At 65.7% G+C, this 12,087-nt stretch carries 12 protein-coding genes and 2 tRNA genes; 8 read left to right on the top strand and 6 right to left on the bottom strand.

Features of this window, described 5'->3' with window-relative positions:
• Positions 1-1,008, bottom strand: a complete 1,008-nt coding sequence (locus ACZYRS_RS07070) for a serine/threonine protein kinase (protein WP_042582331.1) — start codon at positions 1,006-1,008, stop codon at positions 1-3.
• Positions 1,009-1,099: 91 nt separating this feature from the next.
• Here ACZYRS_RS07070 and ACZYRS_RS07065 point away from each other — a divergent pair, with 91 nt between their 5' ends.
• The 4 genes from ACZYRS_RS07065 (at position 1,100) to ACZYRS_RS07050 (ending at position 5,248) form a co-directional block, all read left to right on the top strand.
• Positions 1,100-2,023 carry a YicC/YloC family endoribonuclease gene (locus tag ACZYRS_RS07065; RefSeq protein ID WP_463418652.1) on the top strand — a complete coding sequence of 308 codons (924 nt, stop codon included), beginning with the start codon at positions 1,100-1,102 and terminating at the stop codon, positions 2,021-2,023.
• A 20-nt stretch (positions 2,024-2,043) separates the two neighbouring features.
• Entirely contained in the window at positions 2,044-2,664 is a 621-nt protein-coding gene (gene gmk, locus ACZYRS_RS07060) for a guanylate kinase (RefSeq protein ID WP_013543329.1), read from the top strand.
• A 31-nt stretch (positions 2,665-2,695) separates the two neighbouring features.
• Positions 2,696-2,899, top strand: a complete 204-nt coding sequence (gene rpoZ / locus ACZYRS_RS07055; RefSeq protein ID WP_021009011.1) for a DNA-directed RNA polymerase subunit omega — start codon at positions 2,696-2,698, stop codon at positions 2,897-2,899.
• 93 nt (positions 2,900-2,992) lie between these two features.
• Positions 2,993-5,248 (top strand): RelA/SpoT family protein, encoded by a 2,256-nt coding sequence (locus ACZYRS_RS07050; protein ID WP_198784996.1) that lies wholly within the window; start codon positions 2,993-2,995, stop codon positions 5,246-5,248.
• Between the two features lie 27 nt (positions 5,249-5,275).
• Here ACZYRS_RS07050 and greB read toward each other — a convergent pair whose 3' ends face one another.
• Positions 5,276-5,854 (bottom strand): transcription elongation factor GreB, encoded by a 579-nt coding sequence (gene greB, locus ACZYRS_RS07045; protein WP_463418651.1) that lies wholly within the window; start codon positions 5,852-5,854, stop codon positions 5,276-5,278.
• Between the two features lie 253 nt (positions 5,855-6,107).
• On the opposite strand from greB, the gene ACZYRS_RS07040 reads away from it, so the two are divergent.
• Positions 6,108-6,710 (top strand): class I SAM-dependent methyltransferase, encoded by a 603-nt coding sequence (locus ACZYRS_RS07040; protein WP_463418650.1) that lies wholly within the window; start codon positions 6,108-6,110, stop codon positions 6,708-6,710.
• A gap of 21 nt (positions 6,711-6,731) precedes the next feature.
• Here ACZYRS_RS07040 and ACZYRS_RS07035 read toward each other — a convergent pair whose 3' ends face one another.
• The 4 genes from ACZYRS_RS07035 to hrcA form a co-directional block, all read right to left on the bottom strand.
• On the bottom strand, positions 6,732-7,175 hold the full coding sequence (locus tag ACZYRS_RS07035; RefSeq protein WP_463418649.1) for a hypothetical protein: 444 nt from the start codon (positions 7,173-7,175) through the stop codon (positions 6,732-6,734).
• A gap of 132 nt (positions 7,176-7,307) precedes the next feature.
• Positions 7,308-7,384: transfer RNA gene (locus ACZYRS_RS07030), tRNA-Arg, on the bottom strand.
• A 72-nt stretch (positions 7,385-7,456) separates the two neighbouring features.
• Positions 7,457-7,533, bottom strand: a tRNA-Ile gene (locus tag ACZYRS_RS07025).
• A gap of 31 nt (positions 7,534-7,564) precedes the next feature.
• Positions 7,565-8,572, bottom strand: coding sequence for a heat-inducible transcriptional repressor HrcA (hrcA, locus tag ACZYRS_RS07020; protein ID WP_463418648.1), 1,008 nt, complete (start codon positions 8,570-8,572; stop codon positions 7,565-7,567).
• Between the two features lie 31 nt (positions 8,573-8,603).
• Here hrcA and ACZYRS_RS07015 point away from each other — a divergent pair, with 31 nt between their 5' ends.
• The 3 genes from ACZYRS_RS07015 to rapZ are packed head-to-tail and all read left to right on the top strand — an operon-like array spanning position 8,604 to position 12,071.
• Positions 8,604-9,515 (top strand): NAD kinase, encoded by a 912-nt coding sequence (locus ACZYRS_RS07015; RefSeq protein ID WP_198784992.1) that lies wholly within the window; start codon positions 8,604-8,606, stop codon positions 9,513-9,515.
• 1 nt (position 9,516) lies between these two features.
• The gene (gene recN, locus ACZYRS_RS07010; RefSeq protein ID WP_463418647.1) at positions 9,517-11,199 is read left to right on the top strand and encodes a DNA repair protein RecN; all 1,683 of its coding nucleotides are present in this window, start codon (positions 9,517-9,519) and stop codon (positions 11,197-11,199) included.
• Complete coding sequence (gene rapZ, locus ACZYRS_RS07005; protein WP_198784990.1) at positions 11,196-12,071, top strand: RNase adapter RapZ; 876 nt, start codon at positions 11,196-11,198, stop codon at positions 12,069-12,071. Before recN ends, rapZ begins: the two co-directional genes overlap by 4 nt.
• Positions 12,072-12,087: the final 16 nt, after the last annotated feature.

Raw genomic sequence — 12,087 nt, 5'->3', positions numbered from 1 at the left:
TCATGCGGGGCGCGTGGTGGGGGCCGCAGCCCGGGGCAGACTCTTCTTGTCGAAGGAGCGGATGTTGTCGATCGACAGCCGCACCTTCTCGCCGACGGTGAGCTTGGTGTAGCGGCGCTCGCCTTCGCGGCTGAGTTCTTTCTGCAGCGCGAAGACCGACTGGGGGCGCGAGAGCGGATCGAGCGACATGCACCACTCGACCACCTCGATGAGGTTGTCGGAATACACGCCGCGAAGGCGCGAGAGCGACAGGCTCAGGCGGTCTTTTTCGATGCGCCGCGGCGCGTCGTTGGGCGGATAGCCCTGCATGCAGGCGTAGATGCAGGCGCCGATGGCGTAGATGTCGGTCCAGGGGCCCATCGACGAATCGCGGCGGTACATCTCGGGGGCGGCAAAGCCCGGGGTGTACATGGGGCGGATGAAGATGCCCTCTTTGCTGAGCACTTCGCGCGCGGCGCCGAAGTCGATCAGCACGGCGCGGTCGTCGTCGGTGACGAAGATGTTGGCCGGCTTGATGTCCAGGTGCAGCATCTTGTACTGGTGCACGATGCGAAGGCCGCGCAGGATCTCGTCGAAGAGCGAGCGGATGGTCGATTCGCGAAAGACCTTCTGGCGCTTCAAGTCGCGCGCGGTGACCACGAAGTCCTGCAGGGTCGCGCCCTCCAGGTAGTTCATGACCATGTAGACGGTCTCGTTCTCGCGAAAGAAATTGAGCACGCTCACCACCGAGGCGTGCGATATCTGCGCGAGGGAGCGGCCCTCTTCGAAGAAGCTCTTGAGCCCCAGCCGGTAGAGGGAGAGTTTTTCGGGCGGCACCTGCGGATGCAGCTCGCCGGGCCCGCGGGTGGCCAGCGAGGAAGGCAGGTATTCCTTGATGGCCACCTGCTGTCCGCTGGGGTCGATGGCGAGATAGACAACGCCAAAACCACCCGCCGAAAGCCGGCGAACAACGCGGTAACCGCCAATGACCGTATCGGGCAACAGGGGCGAAGGCTTGACCTTTGACATAATCCGGGAGTTTCGCCCGAAGGCGATGGTGCGGCAAGCGAACGCTGTACCGACGCCTCGGTGCATGCAAGCAAAACCACAGTGAGGCGCAATGCCAGTTTACAGCATGACCGGCTACGCCAGCGGCCAAAACGGGTCCGCAGGCAGCCACTCCGAAGCCGAAGCACGGCCTTCCGCCGCAGGCCGGCTCGGGGTAGAAATCCGCTCGGTCAACAGCCGTTTCCTCGACCTCACCTTCAAGTTGCCCGAGGAGCTGCGCCAGCATGAGACGGCGCTGCGCGAGCTGCTCACGGGCAAGCTCAAGCGCGGCAAGGTCGAGGTGCGCGCGGCCATCGAGAACACCGCCCAGGCGGGCGTCGTCGAGCCTTCCGTGAAGCTGCTTCAGCGGCTCAACGGGGTGCAGGACGGCATCAAGGCCTGGCTGCCCGGGGCGCGCGAACTGAGCGTGGCGGACGTGATCCGCCTGGCCGGCGGCGACGGCGCCACCCGCGGCGACTGGGGCCCCGACCTCATCGAGGTGAGTGGCAAGGCGCTCGAGGCGCTGATGTCGGCCCGCCAGCGCGAAGGCGCCCGGCTCGCCAAGATGCTCGAGGCGCACCTGGCCCAGCTGCGCATCCTGGTGCAGCAGGCCGGGCCGCTGGTGCCCCAGCTGGTCGAACAGCAGCGCAACCGCTTCCTGGAGCGCTGGCAGGAGGCCATGGGCCTGACCGCCGGCACGGGCGGCACGCTGCCCGAAGCCGCCCAGGACCGCGCGCTGACCGAAGCCACCGCCTTCGCAATCCGCATCGACGTGGCCGAAGAGCTCACCCGGCTGAATTCGCACCTGGACGAGATCGAGCGGCTGCTCAAGAAGGGCGGCGAGATCGGCAAGCGCCTGGACTTCCTGATCCAGGAACTGCACCGCGAGGCCAACACCCTGGGCTCCAAGTCGGCGGCCCTGGAGCTCACGCGCATCGGCGTGGACATGAAGGTGCTGATCGAGCAGATGCGCGAACAGGTCCAGAACATCGAATGACGAAGAAGACAAGCGAAAGAATGGATTACCCCGGCAACATCTTCGTGGTCGCCGCGCCCAGCGGGGCCGGCAAATCGAGCTTGGTCAAGGCGCTCATGGAGCTCGACTCGGCGGTTCAGCCGTCGGTGTCGCACACCACGCGGCCGCCGCGCGGGCAGGAAAAGCACGGGCGCGAGTACTTTTTTGCCTCGCCCCCCGAATTCGACGCGCTGATCGCGGCCGACGGCTTCGTGGAATGGGCCCATGTGCACGGCCACCGGTACGGCACCTCCAAGAAGGCCATCGAGGAGCGGATCGCCCAGGGGGCGGACGTGATTCTCGAGATCGACTTCCAGGGCGCGCTGCAGATCCGAAAGACCTTTGCCAACGCGGTGATGATCTTCATCCTGCCGCCCAGTTGGGAAGAATTGCGCTCCCGGCTCGAGCGGCGCGGCGAGGACAGCGCCTCGGTCATCGAATTGCGGCTGAAAAACGCCGCCGAAGAGATGGCCCGGGCCGGGGAATTCGACTTCGTTATAATCAACGAGTTATTCGAGCGGGCGCTTTTTGATCTCAAGGCGATTGTCCACGCTCAGCGGCTTCGGTATTCCGCACAGCGCCGTGCACGTGCCGACACCTTTGCCGCACTGAACATCCCCTGATCTCCTGCTCACCGACCGAAAGATACTCATCATGGCCCGCATCACCGTCGAAGACTGTCTGCTTCAGATTCCGAACCGCTTCCAGCTCGTGCTGGCTGCCACGTACCGTGCGCGCATGCTGAGCCAGGGCCACGCGCCCAAGATCGAGAGCAAGAACAAGCCCGCCGTCACGGCCCTGCGCGAAATCGCGGAAGGCAAGATCGGCATCGAAATGCTCAAGAAGGTGCCGGGCTAATCTGACGCAGCCCTGCAACGAAAAGGCACCGCAAAGCGGTGCTTTTTTTATGCCTGGACGCGTCTACAGAGCGGTCACGCTAAAGTGGTAGCCATGAGCGCGGTTGCCAAACATCAGTCCCAAGCCCCCACGGGCGTGCCCAAGCCGAGCCCGGCGGCACTGAATGCGGCTGCCGCAAGCTTCGCTGCATTGACCGCGCGCCTGGACTACCTGGGCGCCGAAGACACCGAACTCGTACGCCGTGCCTACCGCTTCGCCGACGAGGCCCACCTGGGCCAGTTGCGCAACAGCGGCGAGCCGTACATCACCCATCCCATCGCCGTGGCGGCGCAATGCGCCGAGTGGAAGCTCGATGCCCAGGCGCTGATGGCCGCGCTGCTGCACGACGCCATCGAAGACTGCGGCGTGACCAAGCCCGAGCTGATCGAGCGCTTCGGCGCTCCGGTGGCCGAGCTGGTCGACGGGCTCACCAAGCTCGACAAGCTGCAGTTCAACACGCGCGAAGAAAACCAGGCCGAGTCATTCCGCAAGATGCTCCTGGCCATGGCGCGCGATGTGCGCGTCATCCTCGTGAAGCTGGCCGACCGCACGCACAACATGCGCACGCTGGCCGACGCGCCGCGTGAAAAGTGGGCGCGCATCTCGCGCGAAACGCTCGAGATCTACGCGCCCATCGCACACCGCCTCGGCCTGAACCAGACCTACCGCGAGCTGCAGGAACTGTCGTTCCGGCACCTCAAGCCGTGGCGCTACGCGACGCTATCGAAAGCGGTGGCGAAGGCACGCGGGCGACGACGAGACTTGATCCAGAAAGTGCAGAAAGAAGTCGAAGGCGCCTTCTCCTCTGCCGGCATGACGCTGCGAATCGCGGGGCGCGAGAAGACGCTCTATTCCATCTACCGCAAGATGGAAGAAAAGCACTTGAGCTTCGCCCAGGTGACCGACATCTACGGCTTTCGCCTGATCGTGCCGAACGTGATCGCCTGCTACACGGGCCTGGGCATCCTGCACCAGATGTACAAGCCGCTGCCCGGCAAGTTCAAGGACCACATCGCGATCGCCAAGCTCAACGGCTACCAGTCGCTGCACACGACGCTGGTGGGTCCGGCCGGCGTGAGCGTCGAGTTCCAGCTGCGTACCGAGGCGATGCACGTCGTGGCCGAATCCGGCGTGGCGGCGCACTGGCTCTACAAGGCCGCCGAGCCGAACGGCGCGAGCAACGACCGGCTGGGCACCAAGTGGCTGCAGTCCCTGCTCGACATCCAGGACGAGACGCGCGACGCCGCGGAGTTCTGGGACCACGTCAAGGTCGACCTGTTCCCCGATGCCGTCTACGTCTTCACGCCCAAGAGCCAGATCATGGCGCTGCCGCGCGGCGCGACGGTGGTCGACTTCGCCTACGCCATCCACAGCAACATCGGCGACCACACCTCGGCCGCGCGCATCAACGGCGACCAGGTGCCGCTGCGCACCGAACTCAAGAACGGCGATGTGGTCGAGGTGATCACCGCACCGGTGTCGACCCCCAACCCCGCCTGGCTCGGCTTCGTCCGAACGGGCCGGGCGCGCTCGAAGATTCGTCATTACCTCAAGACGCTGGCGCATGCCGAGTCCGAAGGCCTCGGCGAAAAGCTGCTCGCGCAAGCGCTGCGTGCCGAAGGCCTCGGCAAGCTGCCCGACGACGACGAGGAGCACCAGGCGCTGTGGGAAAAGCTGCTGCGCTTCACCGGCAACCGCAATCGCGCGGAATTGCTGACCGACATCGGCCTGGGCAAGCGGATCGCGAGCATCGTCGCCAAGCGGCTCATGGCACTTCTCGCCGAACTGGGCGAACGGCCCGACGCCCTGCTGCTGAGCCGTGAACGCTTCATCTCGCACGAGACCGTGTCGCAGGGCGCGGTCACGCTCGATGGCAGCGAGAACTCCTCGGTGCGTTTTGCGCTGTGCTGCCGCCCCATTCCCGGCGATCAGATCGTCGGGTATCTCGGGCATGGCGAGGGCCTGGTGGTGCACACCGAGGATTGCGGCGTCGGCCAACGGTTGCGCCACAAGGACAGCGAACGGTTCTTCGCGGTCGAATGGGCGGACGAGCCCACACGCGCCTTCGAGACCGGCGTCGTGATCACCGTGCGCAACGACAAGGGCGTGCTGGCGCGCGTGGCCGCCACGCTGGCAGATGCGGAAGCCGACATCACGCACGTGGAAATGGCCGACGAGACCCCGCAGGACTCGACGGACCTTCGCTTCGTGATCGCCGTGCGCGATCGCACGCACCTCGACGCCGTGCTGCGCGCCGCGCGGCGGACCGCGTCGGTGCTGACCGCGGCACGGACCGTTCCAGCGCCCTGAAGAAAAACGGGCTGCGCCTCGCGTCGATCAGTCCGCGGCCGGACGCGGCGCCGGATAACTCACCGACAGTATTTCCACCTCGTGCGCTCCGCCCGGCGTCACGAGCTTCACCACGTCGCCTTCGCGTGACTTGAGCAAGGCGCGCGCGATCGGAGAGATCCAGCTGACCTGCGACTGGGCGCTGTCCGCTTCGTCGATGCCCAGGATCGTGATGGTGCGCTCGTCGTCGCCCGTCTCATCGACATAGCGCACCGTGGCGCCGAAGAAGATCTGGTCGCTGCCATGGTGCACCGATGGGTCGGTGACCTCGGCGATTTCGAGGCGCTTGGTGAGAAAGCGGATGCGTCGGTCGATCTCGCGCAGGCGTTTCTTGCCGTAGAGATAGTCGCCGTTCTCCGAGCGATCGCCGTTCTTGGCGGCCCAGTGCACGGCCTCGACGACCTTCGGGCGCTCCTCGTCCATCAACTGGAGCAACTCGTCGCGCAGCCGTGCGTAGCCGGACGGCGTGATGTAGTTCTTGCTGCCGGCTGGCAACGGAGGCGCCGCGCCATCGGCACCGTCGTCATCCGCGTCGTTGTCGGTTTCCTTGGTGAATGCCTTGTTCAACGAAGAGCCCTTTGAATATGAAAAACAGGTGGACCGATTGCAGTTCAGAGCATCTGCCCTCAGTGCAAGTCGAACGCGCATTCGAACGACCTACAACAGAGCCGTCCAGCGAGACCGCTATGTACACTCCAGCGCTACAACAACTGCGAGGAACCACATGATCGGAGCCAGGAACGAAGGGTACTGCCACTGCTGCAGATCGAAGGCAGTGTTCGAAATAACGGGCCCCTGGCTGCGAGACGAGTACCTCTGCATGTCCTGCCGCTCGATTCCTCGGCAGCGGCATCTTCAACTCATCCTGGACACCTATTTCCCTGGCTGGGAAAGCCAGCAGATCCATGAGTCCTCGCCTTCGAACGGATTGATAGGCCAGCTTTGCCCTGGCTACTCCTACTCGTTCTATTTTGACGAAGAACACATCGGACAGGACGTTAACGGCAGGCGCTGCGAGAACCTGGAGCATCTGACTTTTGCTGACGGGTCATTCGATCTGTTCCTGACACAGGACGTGTTCGAACACGTCTTCGATCCGGCGAAAGCGGCCAAGGAAATCATGCGGGTGCTCAAGCCTGGAGGCGCGCACGTCTTCACCGCGCCGAAGCACAAGGGAATGAGGAAGAGCTTTCAGCGCGCGGCGTTCGAGGGCTCGCAGATCGTTCATTTCGCGGAAGAGTCCTATCACGGCAATCCTGTCGGCGACGGCAAGGCGCTCGTGACATGGGATTACGGAGACGATTTCGAATTCTTGCTCAACACCTGGTGCGGCTATCCGCTGGCGACCTACATCACGCGCGATCGATCGCTCGGCATCGATGGAGAATTCCTCGAGGTGTTCGTCATGAGAAAGCCTCTGTAAGGCGCGCTTCGCGCGGTTGAATCAACCCAGGTCCGAGCGCTTGCAGTCGAACGACAGGGTCGGCTCGACATTTCGCAAGGCAGGCACCTTGTTGACAAAGACAACCCCCACCCTGGCCAGTTGCCACTCGCCGGCCTTGAACAGCTTGAAGAGGCTCGTGACCTCATCTCCGGCCGCGGGAATGGAGTTGAAGAGATAGACGGGCTCGCCGGAGGAAGTCCCTTCCATGTTCACCAGCTCGGCGCGCATCTTGCCCATGGTCTCGGTGTCTTTCGTCCTGGAGCGCACGACGTCCATGTTGACGGTTCGCGAATGCTCGTCGATGGCGATGCGGCGAATCCAATGGAAAGAGCCGGCCGAGCCGCCCGGGCTCGGCACACATGCAATGGTCCCCGCAGACGCCGAGCCCGCTGCCGAAAGCAGCAGGAGCAGTTGGCATGCGAGCCGCGTGATTCGAGTGTTCATGACCGGGACTTTAGCGCCCCGACGTCGGGGCACCAGCAGCCGATCGCGCATCGACTCTTGACCTCAACCCAGGCGGGCGGCGCCCCAAAAGAAAATGGCCTAGAAGGTAAACCTTCTAGGCCATCAAGAGAGTGGTGCGGCTGGCAGGAATTGAACCCACGACCCCTTGGTTCGTAGCCAAGTACTCTATCCAACTGAGCTACAGCCGCACAGCTTGCAATTATAGCATGCGTTTTTCACGCCTTCTGGGCCTGCATGATCGAAAGTTGAAAATGCAGTGTTGGTAGGCCGTGATGGGCTTGAACCATCGACCAACGGATTATGAGTCCGCTGCTCTAACCAACTGAGCTAACGGCCCACTGGGCCACGATTCTATTCGCCGCGGCAGCCTACTTGCGGTGGCTCAGCGCATTGCTCACCAGCCGCGACGTGATGTCCACGATCTGGATCATGCGCTCGTACGGCATGCGCGTCGGCCCGATCACGCCCAGCGTGCCCACCACCTGCCCGTCGACCTCATAGTTGGCGCTGACGATGGAGAGCTCCTCGAACGGCACCACCTGACTTTCGCCGCCGATGAAAATGCGCACGCCCTCGGCCTTGCTCGACACGTCGAGCAATCGCATCAGCTGCGCCTTCTGCTCGAAGAGCTCGAAGGCGCGGCGCAGTTGGCCCATGTCGCTGGAGAAGTCCGTCACCGCGAGCAGGTTGCGCTCGCCGGAAATCACGACATCGTCTTCCTGTGCCTCGGTCAGCACTTCGGAGCTCACCTGGACCGCTGCCTGCATGAGGGCGGCAATTTCCCCGCGCAGTTTCTCGACCTCGGACTGCAGACGATCGCGCACCTGCTCGATCGTGAGGCCCGCGTAGTGCGCGTTGATGTAGTTGGACGCCTCGACCAACTGCGACTGCGAATAGTCGGCCTCCGGAAAGATCACCCGGTTCTGCACGTCGCCGTCGGGCGAGACGATGATCACCAGCAGCCGGTTTTCAGACAGGCGCAGGAACTCGATCTGCTTGAACACCGAGGCGCGGCGCGGCGCCATCACCACGCCGACGAACTGCGACAGGTTCGACAGGATGTTCGCCGCGTTGGCGATCACCTTCTGCGGCTGGTCGGGCGCGAGGCTCGGCGTGCTCATCTGCTCGCGCTGCGCGGTGAGCATGGTGTCCACGAACAGGCGGTAACCGCGATGGGTAGGGATGCGGCCGGCCGAGGTGTGCGGGCTGGCGATCAGCCCCAGCGCCTCCAGGTCCGACATGACGTTGCGGATGGTCGCGGGCGACAAGTCCAGCCCCGCGGAACGCGACAGCGTGCGTGACCCGACGGGTTGCCCGTCGGCGATGTAGCGCTCGACGAGCGTCTTGAGCAGCAACTTGGCACGGTCGTCCAGCATTGAAAGATTTTAGTGTTGTAATTTGTGAGATATGACCTCCCGCTTCCGTCACGTCGCCCTGATCGGCAAATACCAGGCTTCCGGCGCCAGAGCGCAGGCCGATGCGCGCGACGGCGTCATGGAGACCATCGGCACCTTCCTGGAATCGCAGGGCTGCAAGGTCTTCGTCGAGCGCTCCACCTGCGAGGAAGAAGACGCCGGCGCCCCCGCCCATGCGCGCTACGAAGCCCTCTCGGTCGAGGAAATCGGCCAGCGCTGCGACCTCGGCCTGGTGGTGGGCGGCGACGGCACCATGCTGGGCATCGGCCGCCAGCTCGCCAGCTACGGCATCCCGCTGATCGGCATCAACCGCGGCCGGCTCGGCTTCATCACCGACATCCCGCTGGACAACTACCAGGCCACGCTGATCCCGATGCTGGCCGGCGAATACGAAGAAGACCATCGCAGCCTGATGCACGCGCAGGTCATGCGCGACGGCGTCTCGGTGTTCGATGCGCTCGCCATGAACGACGTGGTGGTCAACCGCGGCGCCACCTCCGGCATGGTCGAACTGCGCGTGTCGGTCGGCCGCCATTTCGTGGCCAACCAGCGCGCCGACGGCCTGATCATCGCCACGCCCACCGGATCGACCGCCTATGCGCTCTCGGCCGGCGGGCCCTTGCTTCATCCGGCCGTGCCCGGATGGGTGCTGGTGCCGATCGCGCCGCACACGCTCTCGAACCGACCGGTGCTGCTGCCCGATGCCGACGAGATCGTGATCGAGCTGGTCGGCGGGCGCGACGCCAGCGCCAATTTCGACATGCAGTCACTGGCCTCGCTCGCGATCGGCGATCGCGTGGTGGTGCGCCGCTCCGACTTCCGCGTGCGCTTCCTGCACCCGAGGGGCTGGAGCTATTTCGACACGCTGCGCAAGAAACTTCATTGGAACGAAGGGGGCTCCTGACATGGCGCTGCGACGCATCGCACTGCGCGACTTCGTGATCGTGCGATCACTCGAACTGGACCTGTCCGGCGGCTTCACGGTGTTGACCGGTGAAACCGGCGCGGGCAAGTCCATCTTGATCGACGCGCTGCAACTGGCGCTGGGCAACCGGGCCGACGCAGGCGCCGTGCGCGAAGGCGCCGAGCGCCTGGACGTGAGCGCCGAATTCGACGCCGACCCGGCCCTGGACAGCTGGCTCGACGAAGGCGGCTTCGAAGCCGGCGACGCACTGCTGCTGCGCCGCACCGTCGACCTGCAGGGCCGCAGCCGCGGATGGATCAACGGCAGCCCGGCCCCCGCCACGCAGCTGCGCGAACTGGGCGACCGGCTGCTCGACATCCACGGCCAGCACGCCTGGCAGAGCTTGACGCGCCCCGAGGCCGTGCGCGGCCTGCTCGATGCCTACGCGGGCGTGCGCACCGACGCGCTCGACGCCGCCTGGCAAGGCTGGCGCCAGGCCCTCTCCGCGCTCGAACACGCGCGCTCGGCGCAAGACTCGCTGCAGCGCGAACGCGAGCGACTGCAGTGGCAGATCTCCGAGGTCGCCAAGCTCGCGCCCGGCGCCGACGAGTGGGAAGAGCTTTCGACCAACCATTCGCGCATCTCCAACGCCCAGGCGCTGATCGACGCGGCGCAGGGCGCGAGCCAGGCGCTGGAAGACGACGACAACGGCGCCCTCTCCGCGCTCTCGCGCGCGGCGACGCTGCTGCAGAACTGCGAGCACATCGAACCCGAATTCCGCTCGCTGGGCGAAGTGCTCGCCTCCTGTGTGGCACAGGCCTCGGACGCCGCCCACACGCTGCACGGGTACCTGCGCGACGCCGAGGCCGATCCGCAGCGCCTGGCCGAGCTGGACGAGCGCATGGGCCTGTGGATGTCGCTCGCGCGCCGCTACAAGCGCACGCCGGGCGAGCTGCCCGCGCTGCTGGCCGGCTGGCAGGCCGAGCTGCAGGCGCTCGATGCGCAGAGCGATCTCGATGGCCTCGAGCGCGCCGAGCAGAACGCGCAGCAGGCTTACCTCAAAGAAGCCAAGGCGCTCGGCAAGGCCCGCAAGCAGGCCGCGCCGCGTCTGGCCCAGGCCGTCACGCAAGCCATGCAGGGCCTCGGCATGCAGGGCGGGCGCTTCGAGGTCGAGCTGCAGCCGCTGGCGCAGCCCGGCCGCGCGGGCCTGGAAGACATCGCCTTCCTCGTGGCCGGCCACACCGGCAGCACGCCGCGCGCCATCGGCAAGGTGGCCTCGGGCGGCGAGCTCTCCCGCATCGCGCTGGCGATTGCCGTGACGACCAGCCAGCTCGGCGCCGCGCAGACGCTGATCTTCGACGAGGTCGATGCCGGCGTCGGTGGCGCGGTCGCCGAAACCGTCGGCCGCCTCATGAAGCAGCTCGGTCGCGACCGCCAGGTGCTGGCCGTGACCCACCTGCCGCAGGTGGCCGCCTGCGCCGACCATCACCTCGTCGTGGCCAAGCGCCAGACGGCCGGTGCCGGCAAGGACGGCCCGCGCACCGAGAGCGGCGTGTCGCGCCTCGACGACGACACCCGCGCCAACGAAATCGCCCGCATGCTGGGCGGCGAGAAGGTTTCGCAGACCTCGCTGGCGCACGCCCGCGAGATGCTTGGCCACAAGACCTCGGCGACCACGCCATGAACCTCGACCTGGTGCTCATCACCGGCATGTCGGGGTCGGGCAAGTCCGTGGCGCTGCATGCGCTGGAAGACGCCGGCTACTACTGCGTCGACAACCTGCCGCCCGAACTGCTGACCTCGTTCATCGCGCTGCAGCACGAGCAGCAGGCCACGCGCGTGGCCATTGCGATGGACGTGCGCAGCGGCGTGTCGCTGCCGATCGTTCCGCAGCAGCTCGAGGCCCTGCGCCGCGATGGCGTCTCGCTGCGCTCGCTGTTCCTCGATGCGACCACCGACGCGCTGCTGCGCCGCTATTCGGAAACCCGCCGCCGCCATCCGCTGTCGCGCCAGGAAGGCCGCACCGACGTCCCCGAGCAGCACCGCGTGCTGGTGCAGGCCATCGAACTGGAGCGCGAGCTGCTGGCCGACCTGCGCGACGGCGCCGACGTGATCGACACCAGCCTCATCCGCCCCGCGCAGCTGCAGAGCTACATCAAGGCGCTGATTTCCGCGCCGCAGAGCGCGCTCACGCTGGTGTTCGAGTCGTTCGCCTTCAAGCGCGGCGTGCCGCTCGATGCGGACTACGTGTTCGACGTGCGCATGCTGCCCAACCCCCACTACGTGCCCGCGCTGCGCCCGCTCACGGGCCGCGACGCGCCGGTGATCGAATGGCTGCGGGAGCACGAAGACGTGGCGCGCATGTACGACGACATCGAGCAGTTCCTATCGCACTGGCTCGACGCATTGGCGCGCGACCATCGCAGTTACGTCACGGTGGCCATCGGCTGCACCGGTGGGCAGCATCGCTCGGTGTTTCTTGTCGAGCAACTGGCGCACACCTTCGGCGCCCGCTGGGGTTCGCTCAAGCGGCACCGCGAGCTCGACGCGAACTAGGCCCTAGGCCCTCGGC

Source organism: Variovorax sp. AC194 (assembly GCF_979257995.1).
This window is presented reverse-complemented; position numbering and strand designations above follow the sequence as displayed.

What these genes read in the sequence shown, in the direction of transcription:
- ACZYRS_RS07035 (WP_463418649.1), bottom strand. Translation starts at nt 7,175, where the DNA reads ATGAACACTCGAATCACGCGGCTCGCATGCCAACTGCTCCTGCTGCTT.
- rpoZ (WP_021009011.1), top strand. Translation starts at nt 2,696, where the DNA reads ATGGCCCGCATCACCGTCGAAGACTGTCTGCTTCAGATTCCGAACCGC.
- ACZYRS_RS07050 (WP_198784996.1), top strand. Translation starts at nt 2,993, where the DNA reads ATGAGCGCGGTTGCCAAACATCAGTCCCAAGCCCCCACGGGCGTGCCC.
- ACZYRS_RS07040 (WP_463418650.1), top strand. Translation starts at nt 6,108, where the DNA reads ATGTCCTGCCGCTCGATTCCTCGGCAGCGGCATCTTCAACTCATCCTG.
- gmk (WP_013543329.1), top strand. Translation starts at nt 2,044, where the DNA reads ATGGATTACCCCGGCAACATCTTCGTGGTCGCCGCGCCCAGCGGGGCC.
- hrcA (WP_463418648.1), bottom strand. Translation starts at nt 8,572, where the DNA reads ATGCTGGACGACCGTGCCAAGTTGCTGCTCAAGACGCTCGTCGAGCGC.
- ACZYRS_RS07065 (WP_463418652.1), top strand. Translation starts at nt 1,100, where the DNA reads ATGCCAGTTTACAGCATGACCGGCTACGCCAGCGGCCAAAACGGGTCC.
- ACZYRS_RS07070 (WP_042582331.1), bottom strand. Translation starts at nt 1,008, where the DNA reads ATGTCAAAGGTCAAGCCTTCGCCCCTGTTGCCCGATACGGTCATTGGC.
- recN (WP_463418647.1), top strand. Translation starts at nt 9,517, where the DNA reads ATGGCGCTGCGACGCATCGCACTGCGCGACTTCGTGATCGTGCGATCA.
- rapZ (WP_198784990.1), top strand. Translation starts at nt 11,196, where the DNA reads ATGAACCTCGACCTGGTGCTCATCACCGGCATGTCGGGGTCGGGCAAG.
- ACZYRS_RS07015 (WP_198784992.1), top strand. Translation starts at nt 8,604, where the DNA reads ATGACCTCCCGCTTCCGTCACGTCGCCCTGATCGGCAAATACCAGGCT.